We start from the raw sequence: 21,948 nt of genomic DNA, 5'->3' as shown, positions 1-21,948 counted from the left end.
CGCTACAATGACCGTCATGAGCGATCAACCTGAAACCCCCTCTGCCGACAACCTTCCAGAGTTCGAGTCAGCCCTTAAAGAACTGGAAGAAATTGTTGAAAAACTTGAAAATGGAGAATCTTCTCTGAAGGATTCTCTGGAGCGCTTCGAGCGTGGAGTGACCCTGAGCCGGCACTGCCACAGCATGCTGGAACAGGCCCGACACACCGTGACCGTGTTGTCCGATCCGGACGATCCTGATTCGGAGCGTCCCTACGCGCCCGATGCCGAAGCCTCCGCCGGACCCAGCGGCTGACCGGTCACCGGGAAGCGATCCTCAGTTCGCGATGTATCGAAAGGTTAGATTGATTCGGGCATCGCGCACGCGCAGGGCGCGTGGTAGCTGATGCAACCAGAAGCGCTGCACATCGCCGCTCATGACCAGAAGACTGCCTGAGGCCAGCTCGAACTCCAGTCGTTCGGCCTCGCCGGATCTGGGTTTTAGCGTAAAGCGGCGACGCGCCCCGAAACTGAGCGAAGCAATCACCGGTTCGCGCCCGAGCTCGGGCTCGTCGTCGGCATGCCAGCCCATGTAGTCACGCCCGTCGCGATAGAGATTGCACAGTACGCTGTTGAATCGCTGTCCGGTATGCTGCTCCACCACTTCTCGCAACCTGAGCAAATGCGCCGTCCATGGACGCGCCTCCAGCGTCAGCCCCGAATACCGATAACGGATACCAGCCTCGCCGCGAAAGTCGGTCAATCGGGGCTGCGCGATCGCGCGACCGAACGTTCGCACCGGCAGCTGGCGCCAGTCCAGATCGTCCCGCAGGCGCTCGAAGACCTCGCGCGACGGACAACCTGGAGCAGCGCAGGGACGGTATTCCACCCGTCCGGCCGGCGGCAAATCCACGATTCGGGCAGAGTCAACGGATTCGATCGACATCACAACTTCGGCTCTGTTTGACTGGTAATCTAAGCAACCGGTATTGAGGCCGGATGAGTTTGCAATCGATGAGGAGAGCTTTTCATGAAAACCTGTTCACGGCGTAATCTGTTTCGCCTGGCCGGCGCCGGTTCGCTGGCGCTGCTTCTGCCTGCCATGACGCGCATGTCGGCCGGCACCGCCTGGGCCGAGGATGAACGCCTCGACCCCGATGGCGCCCAGGCCAAGGCCCTGGGATATGTTCACCACTACAGCGACGTCGATCAGTCGCGCTGGCCCCGCTACGAGGAAGGCCAGATCTGTGCCAACTGCCAGCTCGCCCAGGGCGACCTGTCGGCTGAATGGTTCGGCTGCAGCATCTTCCCCGGAAAGCAGGTCGCGAACGAGGGCTGGTGCAACGCCTGGGTCGAACGCCAGGGCTAAGAACGTCAACCAGGCCGCTGGGCCGGTCATCGCGGCCGGCTCAGCGGGCTTTTGACAACAGCCACCAGGAAAACCCCGCCAGCACAACCGCCGGACCGAGCGCCACCGCGATCACCGGCCAGCCCAGCACCAGCCCCAGATACGCAGTCAGTTCCGCCAGCAGTTCGAAACCGAGCCCAAGGGTGAGGGCCGCCACCAGACGCAGACTGACCGCCCGGCTTTTCAGCGGCACCGCCGCTGTCGCCATGGCCGCCAGCACCATGCCCAGACAGGCCAGCGGCAGCGCCAGACGTCGCCACAGCACCATTTCATATTCGGCCGAATCCTGGTCGCGCGCTTTCAGGCCATCGACGTATTGCCAAAGGTCCGTCAACGGCAAGCTGGCAGGCGGCCTGAGCAGCAGCTCCAGCTGGCGCGCCGACAAAAAAGAGTCCCAGCGCTGCTGCTCGGCGTGGCGAAGCGGCGATTGAGCCTCATCCCGGTAGTCCCGAACCGTGACCGATTCCAGCGTCCAGTCGCCATCGCTGCGAATCACGGCGGTCTCGGCTTCGATGTGAACCGAAAGCCCCCCGCCCGGATCGAATCGATACAGGTTGATGCCGGTCGGTATGCGCCCCATGCGAAGGTCCTGGACGTTGAGAAATTCCTCTCCGCTGCGCAGCCAGAGACCGTGTGACGGATGCCATAGACCGCTTTCACCGAGTGATGCGCCCATCAACCGTTCCGGGCCTTCCTGCATCAGGGGTGTCAGCCACTGCAGACTGGCCAGCGCCAGACCGGCGACGAGAAGACCGGGCATCAGTGCGATCCCCGTCAGCCGCCACAGCGAGACACCGGCCACCCGCATCACCGTGAGTTCGCTGCGCACCTGCAGTGCCCCGATGGCCGAGGCGGTCGCCAGGACGGTGATCACCGGCAACAGGTCGATGATCCCCTCGGGCAAAACGCGCGCGGCCGAGAACGCGACCCCGGCCAGATCAGCGACGCTGCCCAGGCCGTCTTCCAGACCTTCCAGCATCTCCAGCAGCCACAACAGCGCGCCGAGCGCGGCCGCCGTAATCAGATAGGCCGCAAGCAGACGGCCGACGAGGTATTCGCGCAGGATTCTCACAGCGGCGGCCCCGGCCCACGCTGCACCAGCCAGTAGCGAACGCCCAGTACCATCAACACCACCAGGGGCACGGCAAAACCTCCGGGAACGAACGGAAATCGGGCTTGTTCCACCCAGTTGATGACCACGCCCATGGCGCTGAAATACAGCGTCCCCACCAGGGTTGCGCTAAGCACCCGGGCGGACTGACCGCTGCGCGGATTGATCCGGCTCAGGGCCAGACCGGCCAGGCCCAGCACCAGCACGGTGACCGGGCCAACGAGGCGCCATTGCAATTCGGCCATCTCGGTGGGGGTTGGATCGTCCAGCAGACGGCGCGTTGACATGGCCCTGCGCAGGCGCTCGCGACCCGGCGGTTCCCGTACCCGAAGCAGCATGGCGAAACGATCAAAACGGGCAACGATATCGGGTTCGCCTTCCGACGCCATGGTGTAGCTGTGCACATCGCCCTCGAACACGAGACGGACAACACCATCCCCGGCGGATTCCTGGATCAAACGCTGAGCGCGAATCAGGCCGCTGAACTGCTCGGCGCGCTGGCGCACCATGACGTCTTCCAGGCCGGCTTCGGAGCGGCCCTGGGCATAGATCAGCCACTGCTCGTCGCCGACCTGGAAGCGCCCGGGCTCGACCCGGTCCAGGTTCAGTTCCGCTGCCATTTCGCGCTCCAGCTCATACAGCGTGGCATACGCCCAGGGCCGGAACAGCATCGATGCGGCGGCAACGACCACAATCATCAGGATCACGGCAACCAGCAGCGCCTTGACCACGCGCCGTCGCCCGCCACCGACTGCGGCCAGCGCGATGATCTCGTGGGCCGCCTGCAGCCTGCCCAGACCGATCACCGTGCCCAGCAATAGAGAGATCGGCACCAGCACATCCAGAAACAATCCAAGGCGCAGACCGGCCATGCGCAGGACAATGCCCATGGGCAGCCCTTCCAGGGCCGCCCTGCCCAGCAACTGACTGGCATAGAAAACCAGCACGACGACGGTCAGAAACACAAAGATTCCAATCACCGGGCGCAGCATTTCGCAGGCCAGGTAGCGCTCGATCAGCATTGCGACCGAGCCTTTTCAGCCAGCACCTGCTCGACAAGAGCCAGGTCAGCCGCGCTGTCGACATCCACGGCGGCCAGCGGGTCGGGCACGTGGACCGGCCGCACCTCAGCGCCGAGCCGCGCTGACAGCGCCGAAAAGGCCCCCTCGACGCTCAACCGGCCGGCCAGATATCGACTCAGATTGCGCCACCCCAGCATCGACACGATGCGCCACGGTTTCTTGCGCTGCTGCTCGACTTGCTGCCACTGATCCAGGATTCGCTCCACGCCGGCGCGGTTGTTGACCAAGAACAGGTTGGTTCCGCAGCTCGAGCCGTTGCTGAATCGATAGCGCGTGCGGCGGCTGCCAGGAAAACGCGCCATGACCTCATGCCAGTCGGTCAGCCCGACCGCGAGATCCGCCGTTCCGATCGGACATGCCCCGAGCAGATGCTCAAGCCAGGCGGTGTCCATCAACACATGATCGGCCGTGAGCAACAGGCAGCGGCGCGATCTGCTGGTGGCCAGGGCCTGCCGCACACTGCCGGCGAGCGAGGCGGCCGGCTCGACCCAGACCAGCTCCGCGCCCGCTCCTGCCGCCCCTTCCCGTGCGGCTTGCCGATAGCGCGCGCTGTCGGGCGCGACAACGATCAAGCGCCCTTTTGTTCGCCAGTTCGTCAGGGTTGCGACCACGCGCGTGAGCATGGCTCGGCCGGCGATCGGCACCAGAGCCTTGCCGGCCACGCCAGCGGCAACCGCCAGCGGGTCATCCGTGCGCCGGTCCCCGGCCAGAACGATCCGGTCCACCGCCCGCTCCGAATCAGTCCAGCGCGCGGCCATACATCCGATACCGCTTGTAGAGATCGCCGCCCATGGCGTGGATCAGAGAGTTCATGCCCTGGTTGGTTTCCAGGATCCACGACATTTCGACATGGCGAATGCCGTCTCGGTGAAGCGCATGGCGCACGTTGTCGATCATGCCAAAGCTGATGGCTGCTCCCAGCGGTCCGCGCTGATGCTTCCTGGATACACCCATCAAGGGCACCCTGGCTGTGCTTGCACCGCGCCGCTTCAGGCGCCAGAGCAGCCGGATCCAGCCGGTCGGAAAAAGCCGTCCACCCAGATCACGGATCAGCTCGTTGATGTTGGGCAAGGCGATGAGAAAACCGGCCGCCTGGCCGTCGATCTCGGCAACGCAGGCATGATCCGGGTTCAGAATCCGGCGGATCTCGCGACCGGTGTGGGCAAACTCGGCTCGCGTCAGCGGCACAAATCCCCAGTTGTCGGCCCAGGCATCGTTGAACAATTCCCGCAACAGTTCCACCTCCTGGCCATAAGAATCCATGTTCAGCGGGCGAAACGAGAGCCGGCGCCGGCTGCGCTCGAGCAGGCGGCGCATGGCCGCAGGGGCGACAAAATCCGGCGCAACGCGATAGGCAAGCAGGTCCATTTCGCGAACCAGTCCGGCGCCCTCCAGCAGTTCGCGATAGTACGGTCGCGCATGCCCCATGAGGATCATCGGGGGGGTGTCGTAGCCCGACACGAGCAGACCGCAGGACTGGTTGATGCCCAGATCATAGGGGCCGCGCATCCACGTGCAGCCCTGCTCCCGCAGCCACTGCGATGCCGTCTCGAACAAAACAGAGGCCACTTCGGCTTCGTTGGTGCACTCGAACTGCCCGAAATAGCCGACCCGGCGGCCTTGTTCCAGCGGCTGCAGACGGTCGACCTGAGCGCTGATCGATCCGACCACCTGTCCGGCCCGGCGGGCCAGGAAAAGCTGTCCATGGGCGTGCTCAAACCAGGGATTTTCGTCCGACCACAAGGTCTTGCGCTCAGCGCGCAGGGGCTCAACCCAGGCCGGATCATCGGCATAAAGCTTGCGGGAAAGACCCCAAAGATCTTCCCAATCACGACGATGGTCGACGGCAGAAACGATAACGGGCGACATGGTTGACGAATGTAACGGATTTGGACCGAATGTTTTCTTTGCCGTGACGGCGCTCTATAATGACCGATTCGTCCGTTCCCCAGCAGGTGCCGTGCGGGCCTTGACTAAAAAGAAGGGAAACCCAAGTTTTGATGCCGCAGCCGACCCCGACAGACAACTCCCTACCCCTCAAGACATCCGGTTACCGCAGCCTCGCCGAGGCGCTTGATTACGCCTCCCGCGGCGCAACCGGGTGCAATTTCTATGATGGCCGCGGCAAACTGCAGTGCGCCCTGACCTACACCGAACTTCGGCACAAGGCCCAGGATCTGGCGGCCCGGCTGCATGGCATGGGGCTCGAGCGCGGCAGTCGAATCGCCCTGGTCGCTGACACCCATCCTGATTTTCCGGTGTTCTTTTTTGCCTGCCAGTATGCCGGCCTGGTGCCGGTACCGCTGCCTGCTGCCGTTCACCTGGGCGGTCGCGAAGCGTTCGTGGCGCATCTGCGCGCGATGCTGGAAGACTGCCAGGCGCGCGCGGCGTTTGCGCCGGAAAATTTTGCCGGGTTTCTCGAAGAAGCGTCTGTGGGACGGGGACTGGCGTTGTCTGGCACGCTCGATGCTTTCATGCGCCTGGAGCCGGCCGCATCATTGCCGCCACCACCGCGACCCGATGAACTGGCCTACCTTCAGTACACCTCTGGCAGCACCCGGTTTCCGCGCGGGACCATGATCACCCAGGAAGCCGTGCTCGATAACCTTGCCGGCATCCTGCAGTTCGGGGTACAAATCCGGCGCGGCGATCGCTTCATGTCGTGGCTGCCGTACTACCACGACATGGGCCTTGTCGGGCTGATCCTGGGCCCGGTGATTTCCCAGCTTTCGGTGGACTATCTCGGCACCAGGGAGTTCGCCATGCGGCCGCGGCTGTGGCTGAACCTGATGTCGCGCAATCGTTCAACCATTTCCTTCAGCCCGCCTTTCGGTTATGCCCTGTGCGCACGTCGACTCCGCCCCAGCGACCTGGAGAAGTTTGACCTCAGCGCCTGGCGCGTGGCCGGGGTTGGCGCCGAGATGATCCGCGCGGCGTGGCTGCAGGGTTTCGCCGATGCGCTGCAGCCGGCGGGCTTCGATCGCTCGGCTTTCCTGCCCTGCTACGGCATGGCCGAATGCTCGCTGGCGGTGAGCTTCGCGCCGCTGGGTCAGGGCCTGGAGACCGACCGCCTGGACGCCGAACGCCTGGCCGGTGAGCGCATCGCCGAGCCAGCGAACCCGGCAGCCGCCGACCGGCGGGTGACTGAATTCGTCAACTGCGGGCGTCCGCTGCCCGGCTTCGAGGTGGAAATCCGCAAAGGCGACGGCCAGCTGGCTGCGGAGCGCGAATGCGGCGTCATCCACCTGCGCGGCAAAAGCGTCATGAGCGGCTATGCCAACAATGCCGACGCAACCGCCGCGGCGCTTGATTCAAAGGGCTGGCTGAATACGGGCGATGTCGGCTACCGCGCGGGTGATGCGCTTTTCATCACCGGCCGGGCCAAGGATCTGCTGATCATCAACGGCCGCAACATCTGGCCGCAGGATCTCGAGTACGTGGCCGAGCAGCAGCCGGAAGTCCGCGCCGAGGACGCCTCGGCTTTTGCCATTCCCGGAGAAGACGGCAGCGAAGTGGCCGTCCTCGTGGTGCAGTGTCGCGAGCAGGACAGTTTCCGCCAGGCCGCCCTGGTTGAACGCCTCAAGCAGCGCATCCAGAGCGAGTTCGGAATCGCCTGCCTGATTGAACTGGTGCCGCTGCATACGCTGCCGCGCACCTCTTCCGGCAAGCTCTCGCGCAGCGGCGCCCGGCTGGACTTCCTCAAGCGCAACGATCTTCAGGATCGTCCGATCCTGCCGCGGGAACTGGTTCAACGCACGCCGCACACCGAGGCGGCTGAACCCTCAGGAAACTGATTTACCCGCGCCGGTCGTGAGTTCCCGCCAAAGCGTTGCGCTGACCGGCGCCAGCGGCTTTGTCGGCAGGGTTCTGGTGGCAAGACTGCTCGCGTCGGGATACCGCGTCCGTGCGCTTTCGCGTTCGCCCGGACGCTGCCTGCAACACGAAGACGTCACGGAAATTATCGGAGACCTGGCCACGCCCGGGGCCCTGGCGGAACTGGTCAAGGGCAGCGACTGCCTCATCCATCTGGCAGCGGCCATTGCCGGCCGCCGTCAACGCGACTTCGAGCGGGTCAACGCGGTCGGTACGCGCAAGTTGATCGAAGCGATGGAGCAGACCCATCCCGGCTGTCGCCTGATCCACATTTCCAGCCTGGCGGCCCGGCTGCCGCAAATCTCTCATTACGCCCGCAGCAAACGCCAGGCCGAACAGATTGTTGAAAGCAGCCATCTGGACTGGCTGATTCTCCGTCCGCCGGCGATCTACGGCCCCGCCGACCCGGCACTGGCGCCGCTGTGGCGAGCGCTGGCGAGCGGCTGGCTGGTGCAGACTGGACCTGCGCGGGCTCGCTTTTCGCTGCTGCACGTCGACGATCTCTGCGATGCCATTGTCCACCTCATCGACCGTCCCTGGCCCCTGCGCCGCACCGCCTGTCTGGACGACGGTCACCGTGCGGGCTACACCTGGTCCGAGCTTGCCAGGCTTGCCGGCTCGCTTCGCGGCCGGCCGACACGCACACTCAGGCTGCCGCGCTTCGCGCTGTCGCTGATGGCAACCGCCAATCTGGGCATCAGCTATCTGACGGGCCACCAGCCTCTGCTCACGCCCGGCAAGGTGCGCGAACTCACACATCCTGACTGGGTTTGTGGTGATAATGTGGCGCTTGCGTCATCAGGCTGGCGGCCGAAACGGCAGTTGGCATCGGCGCTGACCGAACTTCCCGGATGGAGTACCCGTTCTTGACCGACTTGCGCAAACAGTCCGAGCAGGCGATCCAGGTGGCCCTCGGGCGGGCACTGCCCGAGCAGGGTGATATCGACTGGCAGGCGGCCCTGACCGGCGATGTCGGGCTTGATTCGGTCCAGATCATGAACCTGGTCATGGAAATTGAAGACGAGCTGGACCTTTCGGTTCCGGTCGAGATGCTGGCCGAAATCCAGACCCTCGACCAACTTGCCGAGCGTTTGTGCCACCTGCAGAAGGAGCGCTCATGAGCCTGTTTGACAAGTTTCAGCCCCTGTCGGCAGCGCAATCCGCGTTGAGCGGCACCGGGCCGGCCGCGATCGCCACGCCGATCGAATCGGTTCATTCGGCAACCCGCGGCTCTATCAACGGCAACGAAGTCATCCTGGCCGGCACCAACAACTACCTCGGCCTGACCTTTGATGCCGATGTCGTTGATGCGGCGGGTGCCGCGCTGCGCGGGCTGGGTTCGGGCACCACGGGTTCGCGCATGGCCAACGGCAGCTACGACGCCCACCGTGCGCTGGAGCAGGAACTAGCCGAAGCATTTGGATGGCCGGCCGCCATCGTTTTTTCGACCGGCTACCAGGCCAACCTCGGGGCGCTGTCGACGCTGGTCGGTCGCGGCGAATACCTTGTGCTGGACTCCGACAGCCATGCCAGCATCTACGATGGAGCCCGTCTCAGCCACGCCGAAACGCTGCGCTTTCGCCACAATGATCCCGACAACCTGGACCGACGTCTCGCCCGGCTGGGCAAAGACGCCCGCCGGGCGCTGATCGTGGTCGAGGGCCTGTATTCCATGCTCGGCGATCAACCGCCGCTGGAAGCCTTCGTCGAGGTCAAGGAAAAGCACGGCGCCTGGCTGCTGGTCGACGAGGCCCATTCCTTCGGGGTATTCGGTAACAGAGGCCTGGGTCTGACCGAAGCCTGCGGACTGCTGGACCGGGTCGACTTTGTCGTCGGGACTTTTTCCAAAAGCCTGGCCGGATTGGGCGGTTTTTGCGTATCACCGCATCGCCAGCTCGACCTCATGCGACTGGCCAGCCGCCCCTATATCTTCACGGCTTCGCCCTCACCGGCCACCATTGCCGGCACCCGTAAAGCGCTGCAGAAGCTGCTCGGAGGGCAGGCCCTGCGGGCGCAGCTGCATCGCAATTTCCAACGATTCTACGCGGCAGCAAAAGAACTGGGCTACCGCCTTGGCAGCGACATTCCCGGTCCGGTCGCCGCCATTATCCTGCCCGACCGCGAAACTGCGCTCGCGCACTGGAACGGCCTGCTGGCTGCGGGCGTCTACGCCAACCTGATGATCCCGCCGGCCACGCCATCGGGTCTCAATTTGCTGCGCATTTCGCTCAGCGCCGCCCATAGCGACCATGACGTGGACCTCCTCATCGCCGCGCTCACCGAAATGACGGTTGCGGCCTGAGCGTCATAGCAGGAGCCTTAGCGCCGGCCGCTTATAATGTCAGCATGAACGAAAGCGAACAAAAGCAGTGGATTCGCCAGGCGCACGCCGAAGTCGATGATCTTTTCGCGCGCAGCCCGGCGATCTACTGGACCGACCTGCTGATCAGCGCCACCGTCGCCTGGACGGCCACCGTGGCTTATTTCGCGCTCCCCTGGGGCTCGCCGGGACAGCTTATCGGTCTGATCGTGGCCGGCATCGCCTTTTACCGGGCCGGCACTTTCATGCACGAGATCATCCACATGCCGCGCGGTGAGTTGACCTGGTTCAAGCGTGCCTGGAACCTGCTGGTGGGCATTCCACTGCTGATGCCCTGGATTCTGTATCGCAATCACATCGAGCACCACTCGCGCGCCCATTTCGGCACGCCGCGGGACGGCGAATATCTGCCGCTGGCCGCCGCGCCGCTGCGCGAGACCTTCCTCTACCTGCTGCGCATCCCCATTCTGCCGCTGATGGCCCTGGCGCGTTTCGGTCTGGCCGGACCCCTGTCGCGCTTCAGTCCGAGCTTCCGCGAATGGCTGCTCAGCCGGGGCTCGGCCTACGCATCCAACCCGTTCTATCGAAAGCGCTTCCCGGAAAAAGAGCGCGCTCACCTGGAGACCGTCGAGTGGCTGGCGCTGGCCTGGGTCCTGTTCTGGCTGGCAATGACCGTGTTCGGCCCGGTAGAACCGGCACACTGGCTGATGGCCTGGCTGCTGCACGGCTGGACGATGGCCCTGAATTGGGTGCGTAATCTTGCCGCGCACGGCTATGCGCGCCGCGGCGAAACCATGTCGCACCTGGAACAGCTGGAGGATTCGATCAACATCACCGGCCAGACATGGCTCACGCTCTGGCTTTTCCCGGTGGGGCTTCGTTATCACGCGCTGCATCACCTGTTTCCCGGCCTGCCGTACCACAATATGGGCCAGGCTCATCAGCGGCTGATGGACCGGTTCGGCCAGAATTCGCCCTACGCCGTGGCCAATCATGACAACTATTTCCGGGTCGTCGCGACCCTGTTCAGCCGCGCCGCGGCAGTTCGTCCGGCGGAGTCCGCCATCACGAACTGGCGATCCGGACCGGCGGCCTGAGCCTGCCACCGGCAAAACCTTTGCCCTCCTGACCTGAATGCCCAACCTGGTGACCGAATCCGCTTCGACCGAGAAAGCGGCTGCCGTCAAGTGCAAGAACGGCCGCGCGTCGGCCGGGATTCTGATCAATCCGCGCAGCTTCCGAATCAGCGCCGGCGCCCGGCTCGATCGGGTCTGTGAAACGGCCCGCGCGGCCGGCACGCCGGTCCACGTAGTCCACGGGCCGGACGAAATCCAGGCCGCGCTGGCCAGCTTCGGGGAAGACCTGCCCCTTCGGCTGGTCGTGATCGGTGGCGATGGCACGGTTCAGGCGGCCGTCTCGGCGTTGCTCAAGACGCCGCTGAGCTCAATTCCTCCGCTGCTGGTGCTCGGCGGTGGCAGAACAAACCTCACCGCAAGAGATCTTGGCACGCACCGTTCGCTGGCCCGACTGCTGGAGCGCGCTTTGCACGATCCGGACAGACTGAACCACACTCAGCGACAGATCCTGAGGCTGGAGCAACCCGATCAGGGGCTGAAGCTGTTCGGCTTCTTCGTCGCCGGCGCGCTGGTCGATCACGTCATCCGCGACTGCCACCGTTACCGGACGCGGCATCGCGGCTGGCTGCGCACCGGACACCCGTCTTCGGCCTGGCGGGTTCTGCAGCTTGGTGTGCTGGGTGCGCTCGGACGATCGCGTTTCCGTCCGCGACCGATGAGAATCAACGCCGGCAGGCTGGGTTCACTGGACCAGTCCGTGCGAGTTTTTGTGGCCAGCTCGCTGGAACACGATCGCGGGTGGATCGATCCCTACGCCGCGCGCGGATCGGGGCCTGTTCGGCTGACCGCGATAAGTGCCCAGGCACCCCGGTTCTGGCTCACGCTGCCCGGCCTGCTGCGCGGTCGCCTGAACCCTGCCCTGCGAGCCGAAACCGGCTATTTGAGCGGCCGCACCGAACGGGTGGTCGTGCGGGGGCTGAACGCTGTATGCGTGGACGGACAGGAATACGACCTTGATCCGACATTGGACCTGGTGCTGGATCCCGGACCGGCCATCCGCTTTCTCACGCCATGAACGCGGTTACCTCGGCCATGCTCGAAGATCTTTCACAGCCACCGCCCCAGGGGCTGGACGGGCTGCTGTCTGCCCTGCGAGCGCGCTATGGCGAAGAGCTGCTGGCGATCGTGCTCTACGGATCCTGCCGGCGTGATCAGGATGTCCACGACGGCCTTGTTGACCTGCTGGTGCTGGTGCGGCGTTATCGCACCGTCCACGGTCTGCATCCATCCGCGCTTTTCAATCGCCTGCTGCCACCGAACGTGTACTACCTTCAGGCTGAAAGCAAAAAACGCACGGTGCGCTGCAAGTACGCGCTGGTCACCCTGGAGCAGTTCGCCAGGCGCTGCCGGAGCCGTAGCGATCACTACTTCTGGGCGCGATTCACCCAACCGTGCCGACTGGTGTATGCCCGCGCTGATCAGGCCCTGCCCGAACAACTTGCCGAAATCCGGGCGACGGCGGCACGGCAGTACTGCCGGCGAATCGCGCCGCTGCTGACCTCGCCCGTCGCAGCCACCGGCTTCTGGCAGCGGGCACTGACTGCGACCTACCGCTGTGAACTTCGACCGGAATCATCCGACAATGCCCGACGCCTGATCGCTGCCGACCCGGTGTTCTGGGAAAGAATCACCCAGGCGCTTGCCGACGAGCGGTGCTGCGGACTGAGCGAAGAAGACGCGCTGTTCTTCCGAACCACGAGCAACCGGCAGCGTTTGTTGACTCGGCTGCAGTGGCAGTTGCGGCGGGTGTCCGGAAAAGCCTTCAACCTGGCCCGCCTGTTCAAGGCCGCTGGCACCTTCAGCAACGGCATCGACTACATCAGCTGGAAGGTCGAACGCCACAGCGGCGTTCGCATCGAACCGACCGAACGCATGCGCAGGTATCCGCGGCTGGCAGCATGGGGAATGGCCTGGCGGATGTGGCGCCAGGGAGGGTTCCGATGAGCGCATCCGGGCAGGGCGCCCTGCGCATGTTGTGGACCTTCGCCAAAGCATATCCGGGGCGGACCTCGCTGGCACTGGCAGCACTGGTCGTCGCCGGTCTTGTCGACGGACTGGGGCTATCGCTGCTGCTGTCCATGCTCAACCTGGCCACCGGGGAGCAGGAAGACCCTTCGATGCCGGAGCAGGTCGCGCTGGATGTCGTCGATCGCCTGGGTCTGGATCCTACGCTGGTGACCCTGCTGACGCTGGGCGTGCTCATGATTGCGCTCAAGGCAGTAATCGTGCTGCTGGCCAACCGCCAGGTCGGCTACACGGTTGCCCATGTGGCCACCGATCTGCGTCTGAGCCTGGTGCGCTCGGTCATGGAAAGTCGCTGGCGATATTACCTGTCGCAGCCGGTGGGCAAACTTTCCAACGCCATGGCCACGGAAGCCAATCGCGCCTCCGAAGGGTTCTATCACGGTGCCGTCATGGCCACCCAGATCATCAACGCCGTTGTCTATGCCGGCCTGGCGCTGCTGATCTCATGGCAGGCGAGCCTGATCGCCCTGGTCTTCGGCGGGCTCCTGCTCGGGTTGCTGCACTTTCTGGTGCGTATGGCTGGCGGTGCAGGAAGACGCCAGACCGGACTGTTGAAATCGCTGCTGTCGGTCATGACCGATCAACTGGGCGCCGTCAAACCGCTCAAGGCCATGGGCCGCGAGGATCATGTCGACAGCATGCTTTCCAACCAGACCCGCGAACTGAAAAAAGCCCTGAAGAACCAGGTCTTTGCAAAGGCGGCGCTGATTGCGCTGCAGGAACCCATGCTGGCGATCCTGGTCGGGATCGGGTTCTTCTTTTTCCTGGTCCAGATGAACATGCCCATGGCAACAGTGATGATCATGATTTTCCTGATCGCGCGCTCGGTCAACCATCTGGCCAAGGGTCAGCGCGCCTGGCAGCATATGAGCATCAGCGAAAGCGCCTATTGGTCGCTGGCCGGCACCATCGACGAGGCGCGCAGGGAAGCCGAACCGCCGCGGGGTTTCCGGACGCCCGCGCTGAACGACGAGATCCGGTTCGAGCGGGTCGGATTCAAGTACGACGCCAAAGAGGTCCTCAGCGGGATAGACCTGGACATCCGGTCGGGCCACCTGACGGTACTGACGGGGCCCTCGGGCTCCGGCAAGACGACCCTGATCGACCTCGTCGCCGGCCTGCTCCATCCGGATTCGGGCCGCATCCTGATCGACGGGGTCGATCTGCAGGAAATCGACCATCGACGCTGGCGGCGCATGATCGGCTACGTCCCCCAGGATCCGCTGCTGATCAACGACTCCGTGATTCGCAACCTGACCCTGGGCGATCCCGACCTCGGACCGGATGATGCCGAGCGGGCCCTGAAAATGGCCGATGCCTGGGGGTTCATCAGCACCCTGCCCGACGGCATGGAAACGCTGCTGGGCGAGCGCGGTGGCCGGCTGTCCGGCGGCCAGCGCCAGCGACTGGCCATTGCCAGGGCCCTGATACACCGCCCTAGCCTGCTGATCCTCGATGAGGCCACCAGCAATCTTGACCACGAGTCGGAGGCCGCCGTTATCGCCACCATCGGCCAGCTCAAGGGGCGCTTGACCATGCTTGCCGTCAGCCATGACGAGGGGCTGGTCGAGGCCGCCGACGCGGTGATAAGGGTGCAGGAGGGCCGCATTCGGAAATGCTGAAGATCCGGCGCTGGCTGCGGCGCGGCGGCTTCCATCTGCTCACGGCCACGGCCCGGGTCTCGGCCCTGGGCGGCCCGGAGACGGTGCGCCTTGTCGGTTACCTGCTCGGCACCCTGCATTATCGGCTCGGCAGGCGCAAGCGCCGAAACCTGCTTAAACAAATGGGAACGCTGATGCCCGATCGCCGGACTGACGACAGACTGCAAACCGATCTGCACGAAGCCTACCGAGTCAACGACCGGGCCATCCTGGAAGTCCTCGCTGCCTACAGCGGCGCGCTCAAACCCGGCCAGGTCGCCGAAATGTGCTCGCTGGATCAGATCCAGCGGCTGGATCGATCGCTCGCGCAGGGTCGCGGCGCGGTGCTGCTGGGTATGCACATGGGCAACGGCATTGCCCTGGCCATCCACCTGGCCCGGGCCGGATATCCGGTGAGCGTGGTCTACCGCGAGTCAAAAAAAATCCGGCCAACGTTTTTTGCCCGCGGCATCGCCAGAAACGGGCTCCAGGCCATTCCCGCGCAGCCGGCCGCAGCCGGTTTTCGTCGCATGCTACGGGCGCTGAAAAACGGCGGAATCGTGTTCATCCTGATGGACCAGGCCAGCAGGACAGGCGGCGTACCGGCGCGCTTTCTGGGCAAGGACCTTGACATGCCGCCGGGGCCGGCGGAACTGTCGCGCAGAACCGGCGCGCCCCTGATCCCGCTGCTTCTGACGGGCGCTGAGCAGGGCTGGCAATTCCGGCTCGCAAAGCCGCTGCACCTGGATCCGTCGCGTCCAATCGCGCACGAGGTTAAAATACTGGCCGGTATCATGGAAGCGCATATTCTGGAACATCCGCAATGGTGGACCTGGCATCAGCGCCGCTGGTCCCGCTACCCTTTCGGCCCGCCGATCTGCACCTGAACAGAGACCCCTCATGCCCCTGCTGATCCAGAGAATCGCGCGCGGACTTCGCCCCGCTGGCTTTCATCCAGAGCGGCCACCCGCGCACCGCCGCGCTCCCGATCGGATCGTGCTGGGCGTGCGCAACGGAACACGGCCTTCAAGCAAACCCCCGGTGCGAATCTATCTCGGTACCGAGCGTGGCCAGTTCCGGGCCGAGCGCGTCTTCATCTGGTCAGTGGAGAAACATCGTGATCCGTCAAGGATTTATGAAATATACCTTATGCGAGATCTCAGTGGGTTTCGGCGGCGCTTCTGGCTGACTGGATTCACCAATTACCGCTTCGCCATCCCCGAATTCTGCGACTTCACCGGCCGCGCCATCTACAACGATGCCGACCAGATTTACCTCAAGGATCCCGCCGAGCTGTTCGATACGCCAATGGACGGGGCCGGGTTTTTGTCGATCAACGACCGCGATACCTCGGTGATGCTGATCGATTGCCGGCGCATGCGCGAGGCCTGGAACGCGCACGACGTTCGCCGTCTCGGACGCAAGGCGCTCGAGGCGCGTGCCCGCAAGGCCGGTCTGTGGGGGCACCTGGACGGCGGCTGGAATGCGCGCGACAGCGAGTATCACCCGGACCGCTCGCATCTTGTGCATTTCACCACCCTCCATACCCAGCCCTGGCGGCCCTTTCCTGCCGAATTCGTCTATTTCGACAATCCCACCGATCCGCTCTGGCCCGAGCTCGAGGCCGAGGCCGACCGACACCGCTTTCTGCCGTTCACGGCGGCACAACCCTCTCCGGCCTGGTCCAGGGCCGTTGCCGGGCTGCCGGATGCGAGTCTGCGCGCGCTGCTCGGCCCCCAACGCCCGAACAGCACGCCGTCGAACCTGAAAATCGACCAACTGTTCGAGCGGCTGCCCGACCAGGATGTGCCCTGGGTGCTGGAGCGGCTGTTTGACATGACCGACCGGCTGGCGGTCAGCATTCGCGAGCCGCGCCGACACGCCAGGGGCCGGACACGACGCAGTCTCTGGTTCTGGCTGCAGCAGTTCGCGGCCGCAGGACGCCTCCATCCCGGAACCCGCTGGTCGCTGGATTACCGGCACCCGTGGGGTCGGCATGAGCGCCACGAGGGCGGTCCGGTCCTGGACGGATCGATCGTGGTCCTGACTCATCGCAAGCCCGGTCACGCCAACCAGGCCCGTGCGTTGGGCCGCAGCCTGGCCGCCAGGACGGGCCGACCGCTGACCGAGACCGTCATCGGCTGCAGCGAAGCGGGCTTTGTCCTGGCCCGTCTGTTGGGTCGATCACCTCTGCCCGAAATCGGACGCGATGCCCGTATCGTGTTGGCCGGCGGCTGGCTGCCCTGCCGGATCGCACGGCTGCTGCAGCGCCGGGACCCGCAGCTGCGACTGATCCTGAGCGGACGCAAGGCCGGCCCGGCCGAGGCGATCGGCAGCGTCATCGTGCAGTGCCGTCACTTCGGCCTGCCACCGCATCCCAACCGCCTCACGACCCTGCTTCCGCTCAACGCCGGACGGGTAGATGCAACCGACAGGCCGGCGCGCTGGTCGGCCTGGCTGAACGCCCCCCGCAAGATCGCGCTGCTGGTCGGAGGCAGTTCGCGATCGCACCAGCTCACCGACGCCCAGGCCAGAAATCTGGCCCACGAGGTCTCGGCCTTTGCGCAGAAACAACAGGCCCGGCTGCTGGTCGTGGGCAGTCGCCGCAGCGCGCCTGTCGCGGAGGCGCTGCAGGCCGGGCTTGGCGCCGATGATGCCTTTTACCGCTGGCGCCCAGACGATCCGGAAAATCCGTACCACCTGGCCCTGGTGGAGGCCGATGCATTGATCGTCACCGGGGAAAGCGAATCCATGCTTGCCGACGCGGCCAGTCGCGGCAGAGGGTTCCTGATCTGGCCGATGGAGCAGCGCTCGGCCGGCCTCTGGACGCGGCTGAGCCGGGAGATCACCGAGCGCGCCGTGCGACCGCGATTCAACCGGCGCGGCAGCATCCGGCCGCAGCAGGGGCAGACCTACCTGTGCGCGCGCGCGCTTGAGCGCGGCTGGGTCCTGCCGCCGCGCGATATCCAGGCCCTGCATCGCGCGCTGCACGAAGCCGGCATGGCCGCACCGTTCGGCGAGCCCATTCCCGCGACTTTCCGGCCCACCCCGAATTCGGAGCTCGACCAGATCACCGTGCGTGCCGCTGAACGCCTGGCGATCGATCTTGCTGACACCCGTGCCATCGAAACGAAATCGAAAATCCATGAGTACTGAACAGACGATCCTGGATCGCGACCGACTGACCGCCATCGAAACCGCCACCTTCCGCCAGGCAGACCCATACCCCTGGCTCAATCCGGAGGGGCTGCTGACCGATCGGGGTTTCGAGCTGCTGCGACAAAACCTCCCGGAAACCGGCCAGATGAAGGCCAGCTTTGGCCGTAAGCGCGCCCACGGACAAAAACCGCACGACCGCTATGCGCTGGAATATCACCCGGATCTCGACCTGCACCCGGTCTGGCACCAGTTTATTGCCGAGCTCAACGGCCCGGCCTACCAGGACTGGCTGGCCCGTCTTTTTGCGACCCGACGATTCACGCTGAGCTATCACTGGCACTACGCGCCGCGTGGCGCATCCGTTTCACCCCACTGCGACGCCAAGCGCAAGCTCGGCTCCCATATCTTCTATTTCAATACCGAAGACGAATGGGAACGGGACTGGGGCGGGCAGACCGTCATCCTTGACGACGGCGGTCGTTTCTCCCGCAGCAGCGCGCCAGATTTCGGCGACTTCGAGCGCGCCTGGGTGGCCGATGCCATGGGCAACCGCTCCCTGCTTTTCCAACGCCAGGGCAACTCCTGGCACGGCGTGCAGGCCCTGGATTGCCCGGAAGGACGGCTGCGCAAGGTGTTTATCGTGGTTGTCAACGCCGACAATCTCAAAGCGAGGCTGCGCCGTCTTTTCCACCGCCCCGAGGGCGCCTGATGAAAACCAGAGCGCACTCATCTCGAAGCGGAAGACGCGCAGCCCGGCTGCTGGTCGCCCTGTTCGCCGGCCTCATGCTGGCACCGGCGACGGCCAATGAAACGATTTACCGCTGCGAACGCGAAGACGGCAGCGTGGCCTTCAGCGACCGCCCCTGCGACGAACAGGCGGCAGTCTACCGGGCCGGCAACAACCTCAGCGTGGTCGATGCACCGAAGCGCCTGGCCGAGCGCATCGAGCAGAACCGGGCGTTTATCGATCAACGACGCGAGCGCCTGCAACAGCAGCGCCGGTCCGCGGAGCCGGCAACCGAAAGGGCTGAGCAACCACCACCCCAAAGCAGCCCGCAGCAGCCGTTGCTACAGGTGCCCTACTGGCCACCGCAGCCGATCGAGCCACCGACTCCGCAACCGCCTGGCGGGCGTGAACCCAGCCCCGACGACGATCGTTTTTCGGCTTTGAGCGGTCCGTTTCCCGGCACGACCCGGCGCCGCGACGCCTCGGCGAGAGACCCGGACGCTCAGTAACCCTCGAGTACGTCTACTCCAGGCGGCGGCTCGAAGCGAAAAAGGTCATCGTCCAGATCGGGGTTTCGTTCCAGTGCCCGGAGTTCCACCAGGGTCATCTGCCCAACCAGCCGGTCAGTGAATTCCAGCGTGACCGGCACCCCGTCGACGAAGCGCAGGCTCGCGCGTTCGAAGCCGGACTCGTCGTCGAGTGGAACGAAATGCAGCTCATCGGCGGATTCCGTCGGCTCGATACGATAAAAGCGCTCCAGCATTTCCGGCCGGGTCAGGACCAGCAGGGCGGACTCCCCCGCCGCCGGCTGATCGCGCACGGTGACCTGCTCCAGCGATTCATCGAAATGCCACAGGCGCTGGCCGTCGGCGACCAGTTGCTGAGGAAAAGGATCTGAGTAGTCCCAGCGGAACCGATCCGGTGCCTGGTAATACAGCCTTCCTTCAGATTCCTCGAGGGCGAAGCCGTCGTCGTCGAAGATGATCTGCCGGAACGACCCCGAAAGCGTATCGAGCCCGTCGGCGAAGCGATCGAGTTCGTCTTTGGCGTCGGCCAGAACCAGGCCGGGCAAGAACAGCAGAGCGCAGATCATCCAGCGCATGGCAAACTCCTGGGAAGAAAAAAATGCAGACGACCGTCTTCAGTCGCGCGGCGGCGCCGGTGCCAGCACCTCGCGCTGGCCGTTGTGCTCGGGCGCGCTGACCACGCCCTGGGCCTCCATTTCCTCGATCAGCCGCGCGGCCCGGTTATAGCCGATGCGCAGCTGTCGCTGAACGCTTGAAATCGACGCGCGCCGACTCTCCAGCACGTAGGCAACGGCCTTGTCGTAAAGTTCATCGTCGGAATCGCTGCCGGCGGCTTCCGGCAAACCGTTGGCGCCGATGTTATGGCCGTCGGCGGTGGTCTGGGTCTCGGCGAGCACTTCTTCCAGGTAGTCCGGCTCACCCTGCTGCTTGAGCCAGTGGACCACGGCGTGGACCTCGTGGTCGTCAACAAAAGCGCCGTGAATCCGCTCCGGAAGACCGGAGCCAGGCGGCAGGTACAGCATGTCCCCGTGCCCCAACAGCTGCTCGGCACCCTGCTGGTCCAGGATGGTGCGCGAGTCGATGCGCGACGAGACCTGGAAGGCCATCCGGGTGGGAATATTGGCCTTGATCAGGCCGGTAATGACGTCCACCGACGGACGCTGCGTGGCCAGGATCAGGTGAATGCCCGAAGCGCGCGCCTTTTGCGCCAGTCTGGAGATGAGCTGCTCAACCTTTTTGCCGACGATCATCATCATGTCGGCGAACTCGTCGACCACCACCACGATGAACGGCAATCGCTCCAGGGTCGGGGGCGACTCACCCTCGGCCAGCGCTTCAGCCGGCACCATCGGATCGGGAATCGGCTGATTGCGGTTGATGGCGTCCTGCACCTTGCGGTTGTAGCCGGCCAGATTGCGCACCCCAAGAGAGGCCATGAGGCGGTAGCGCCGCTCCATTTCGGCCACACACCATCGCAGCGCGTTGGCGGCTTCCTTCATGTCGGTCACCACGGGCGTAAGTAGATGCCCGATGCCCTCGTAGACCGACAGCTCCAGCATCTTCGGGTCGACCATGATCAGGCGCACCTGGTCGGGCATTGCCTTGTAGAGCAGGCTCAGGATCATGGCGTTGATCGCCACCGACTTGCCCGATCCGGTCGTGCCGGCCACCAGCAGATGCGGCATGCGCGAGATATCGGCGGTCAGCGGCTTGCCCGAGATGCTTTTGCCCAAGCCCAGCGTCAAGGGCGAGGAGGCCTTGGTGTAGGCTTCCGCGGCAAGGATTTCCCGCAGGTGGACGATTTCCCGATTCTGGTTCGGGATCTCCAGACCAATGACGCTTTTGCCGGGGATGACGTCGACCACGCGCACCGAAATCACGCTCAGTGCCCGGGCCAGGTCCTTGGCCAGGTTGGAGATCTGCGCCCCTTTGACGCCGGGCGCCGGTTGCAGCTCGAAACGGGTGATGACCGGGCCAGGATGAACCGCCACGACTTCGGCCTCGACGCCAAAATCGGCCAGCTTGAGCTCGACCTGCCGGCTCATCGCCTTGAGCGTCTCTTCGGAGTAGCCGGCCCGCTGCACGCCCGCCTCGTCGAGCAGTTCCAGCGGCGGCAGCCCGCCCTCGGGCAGATTCTTGAACAAAGGCTGCTGCCGCTGGCGCAGATCTTCGCGCTTGGAGACCTGCGGCTCGGCCTGGGCTTCGATCTTGACCTCGGCCCGACCTTTGCGCTTGATGGTATCGGCCTTGCGAACCTCTTCGCGAACCGCACGCGCCTTGCGCCCGTGCCACCACTCCCTGGCCTGGCCCACGAATTCGACCAGCCGCTCGGACATCGCAAGCGCCCAGTAACCGGTCCGGTCAACCACCACAATCCACGAAAGTCCCGTCAGCAGGGTCGTTCCAGCCAGAAAAAGGCTCAGGAAGATCAGGGCTGAGCCGGTAAAACCCAGCACCGAGATCATGGGCGCAGCCAGAACCTCACCCAGAGCCCCGCCGGCCTGAGGCAGACTGCCGCGGCTTTGCAGCGCCAGCAGCACGCAGCCGGTGACCACCATGAGCAGCAAGCCGCCGGCCCGCACCGACCATTCCACCAGTCCGGCCGGCTCGGTGCGCTCGCGCAGCAGGCGCAGCCCGAGCACGAGAATCAGCAGCGGCGCCGCGTAGGCCATATAGCCAAACAGAAACAGGAACAAATCCGAAAGCCAGGCACCAAGACGCCCGCCGAGATTGTGAATCTCGCCGCTGGCCGCAGCCCGGGACCAGCCCGGATCGAGCGGATGATGGCTCAACAGGCTGAGCAGCAGATACAGCGCCATGACCGTGATCAGCAGAAAAGCCGCTTCACTCAGCCGCCGGGTCATGGCGACCGTACGCGCGTCGCGGGGCTCGGGTGTCTTGCTCGCCGCTTTTGGCATGCCTGCAATCTTGCGCTACGCAACCGTCATTCCCGCCCGACGC

21 protein-coding genes are annotated in these 21,948 nt (G+C 64.7%); 14 read left to right on the top strand and 7 right to left on the bottom strand.

Annotated features, from left to right (window positions below; translation table 11 throughout):
- Positions 1–16 precede the first annotated feature (16 nt).
- Positions 17–295 carry an exodeoxyribonuclease VII small subunit gene (locus tag G3I74_RS02955; RefSeq protein ID WP_164210081.1) on the top strand — a complete coding sequence of 93 codons (279 nt, stop codon included), beginning with the start codon at positions 17–19 and terminating at the stop codon, positions 293–295.
- Positions 296–316: 21 nt separating this feature from the next.
- Here G3I74_RS02955 and G3I74_RS02950 read toward each other — a convergent pair whose 3' ends face one another.
- Positions 317–925: an alpha-ketoglutarate-dependent dioxygenase AlkB family protein gene (locus G3I74_RS02950; RefSeq protein ID WP_164210080.1), complete on the bottom strand. Its 609-nt coding sequence runs from the start codon at positions 923–925 to the stop codon at positions 317–319.
- Between the two features lie 84 nt (positions 926–1,009).
- Here G3I74_RS02950 and G3I74_RS02945 point away from each other — a divergent pair, with 84 nt between their 5' ends.
- On the top strand, positions 1,010–1,348 hold the full coding sequence (locus G3I74_RS02945) for a high-potential iron-sulfur protein (protein ID WP_164210079.1): 339 nt from the start codon (positions 1,010–1,012) through the stop codon (positions 1,346–1,348).
- Between the two features lie 40 nt (positions 1,349–1,388).
- Here G3I74_RS02945 and lptG read toward each other — a convergent pair whose 3' ends face one another.
- Genes lptG through G3I74_RS02925 form a run of 4 tightly spaced genes read right to left on the bottom strand, consistent with a single transcriptional unit; the run spans position 1,389 to position 5,449 of the window.
- Entirely contained in the window at positions 1,389–2,459 is a 1,071-nt protein-coding gene (lptG, locus tag G3I74_RS02940) for an LPS export ABC transporter permease LptG (RefSeq protein ID WP_164210078.1), read from the bottom strand.
- Entirely contained in the window at positions 2,456–3,520 is a 1,065-nt protein-coding gene (lptF, locus tag G3I74_RS02935; RefSeq protein ID WP_164210077.1) for an LPS export ABC transporter permease LptF, read from the bottom strand. Before lptF ends, lptG begins: the two co-directional genes overlap by 4 nt.
- Entirely contained in the window at positions 3,514–4,305 is a 792-nt protein-coding gene (locus tag G3I74_RS02930) for an NTP transferase domain-containing protein (protein ID WP_164210076.1), read from the bottom strand. Before G3I74_RS02930 ends, lptF begins: the two co-directional genes overlap by 7 nt.
- A gap of 13 nt (positions 4,306–4,318) precedes the next feature.
- Entirely contained in the window at positions 4,319–5,449 is a 1,131-nt protein-coding gene (locus G3I74_RS02925) for an N-acetyltransferase (RefSeq protein ID WP_164210075.1), read from the bottom strand.
- Between the two features lie 131 nt (positions 5,450–5,580).
- Here G3I74_RS02925 and G3I74_RS02920 point away from each other — a divergent pair, with 131 nt between their 5' ends.
- From G3I74_RS02920 to G3I74_RS02865, 12 genes are read left to right on the top strand one after another with little or no spacing between them, the layout of a single operon-like run.
- On the top strand, positions 5,581–7,374 hold the full coding sequence (locus G3I74_RS02920) for a fatty acyl-AMP ligase (RefSeq protein ID WP_164210074.1): 1,794 nt from the start codon (positions 5,581–5,583) through the stop codon (positions 7,372–7,374).
- Between the two features lie 16 nt (positions 7,375–7,390).
- On the top strand, positions 7,391–8,323 hold the full coding sequence (locus G3I74_RS02915; protein WP_164210073.1) for an NAD-dependent epimerase/dehydratase family protein: 933 nt from the start codon (positions 7,391–7,393) through the stop codon (positions 8,321–8,323).
- Positions 8,320–8,574, top strand: a complete 255-nt coding sequence (locus G3I74_RS02910; RefSeq protein ID WP_164210072.1) for an acyl carrier protein — start codon at positions 8,320–8,322, stop codon at positions 8,572–8,574. The genes G3I74_RS02915 and G3I74_RS02910 overlap by 4 nt, the downstream gene beginning before the upstream one ends.
- A complete protein-coding gene (spt, locus tag G3I74_RS02905; RefSeq protein WP_164210071.1) occupies positions 8,571–9,755 on the top strand; it encodes a serine palmitoyltransferase in 1,185 nt (394 codons plus the stop codon). Before G3I74_RS02910 ends, spt begins: the two co-directional genes overlap by 4 nt.
- Positions 9,756–9,799: 44 nt before the next feature.
- On the top strand, positions 9,800–10,870 hold the full coding sequence (locus G3I74_RS02900) for a fatty acid desaturase family protein (RefSeq protein ID WP_203594475.1): 1,071 nt from the start codon (positions 9,800–9,802) through the stop codon (positions 10,868–10,870).
- A 37-nt stretch (positions 10,871–10,907) separates the two neighbouring features.
- A complete protein-coding gene (locus G3I74_RS02895; protein ID WP_164210070.1) occupies positions 10,908–11,924 on the top strand; it encodes a diacylglycerol/lipid kinase family protein in 1,017 nt (338 codons plus the stop codon).
- Positions 11,921–12,853 (top strand): hypothetical protein, encoded by a 933-nt coding sequence (locus G3I74_RS02890; RefSeq protein ID WP_164210069.1) that lies wholly within the window; start codon positions 11,921–11,923, stop codon positions 12,851–12,853. The genes G3I74_RS02895 and G3I74_RS02890 overlap by 4 nt, the downstream gene beginning before the upstream one ends.
- On the top strand, positions 12,850–14,556 hold the full coding sequence (locus tag G3I74_RS02885; protein ID WP_203594474.1) for an ABC transporter ATP-binding protein: 1,707 nt from the start codon (positions 12,850–12,852) through the stop codon (positions 14,554–14,556). Before G3I74_RS02890 ends, G3I74_RS02885 begins: the two co-directional genes overlap by 4 nt.
- A complete protein-coding gene (locus G3I74_RS02880) occupies positions 14,550–15,461 on the top strand; it encodes a lysophospholipid acyltransferase family protein (protein ID WP_164210068.1) in 912 nt (303 codons plus the stop codon). Before G3I74_RS02885 ends, G3I74_RS02880 begins: the two co-directional genes overlap by 7 nt.
- A 13-nt stretch (positions 15,462–15,474) precedes the next feature.
- Positions 15,475–17,730, top strand: coding sequence for an ELM1/GtrOC1 family putative glycosyltransferase (locus G3I74_RS02875; RefSeq protein WP_164210067.1), 2,256 nt, complete (start codon positions 15,475–15,477; stop codon positions 17,728–17,730).
- Positions 17,720–18,442 carry a 2OG-Fe(II) oxygenase gene (locus G3I74_RS02870; RefSeq protein ID WP_164210066.1) on the top strand — a complete coding sequence of 241 codons (723 nt, stop codon included), beginning with the start codon at positions 17,720–17,722 and terminating at the stop codon, positions 18,440–18,442. Before G3I74_RS02875 ends, G3I74_RS02870 begins: the two co-directional genes overlap by 11 nt.
- A complete protein-coding gene (locus G3I74_RS02865; protein WP_164210065.1) occupies positions 18,442–18,969 on the top strand; it encodes a DUF4124 domain-containing protein in 528 nt (175 codons plus the stop codon). Before G3I74_RS02870 ends, G3I74_RS02865 begins: the two co-directional genes overlap by 1 nt.
- On the opposite strand, the gene lolA is transcribed toward G3I74_RS02865, so the two are convergent.
- Positions 18,963–19,562 carry an outer membrane lipoprotein periplasmic chaperone LolA gene (gene lolA, locus G3I74_RS02860; protein ID WP_164210064.1) on the bottom strand — a complete coding sequence of 200 codons (600 nt, stop codon included), beginning with the start codon at positions 19,560–19,562 and terminating at the stop codon, positions 18,963–18,965. The two genes, G3I74_RS02865 and lolA, sit on opposite strands and share 7 nt — an antisense overlap.
- 39 nt (positions 19,563–19,601) lie before the next feature.
- A complete protein-coding gene (locus tag G3I74_RS02855; protein WP_164210063.1) occupies positions 19,602–21,905 on the bottom strand; it encodes a DNA translocase FtsK in 2,304 nt (767 codons plus the stop codon).
- Positions 21,906–21,948: the final 43 nt, after the last annotated feature.

It is taken from the genome of Wenzhouxiangella limi (assembly GCF_010499265.1).
Lineage (GTDB): Bacteria > Pseudomonadota > Gammaproteobacteria > Xanthomonadales > Wenzhouxiangellaceae > Wenzhouxiangella > Wenzhouxiangella limi.
Note: the sequence above shows the minus strand (reverse complement) of the source record. Positions and strands in the feature narration are given on the sequence as shown.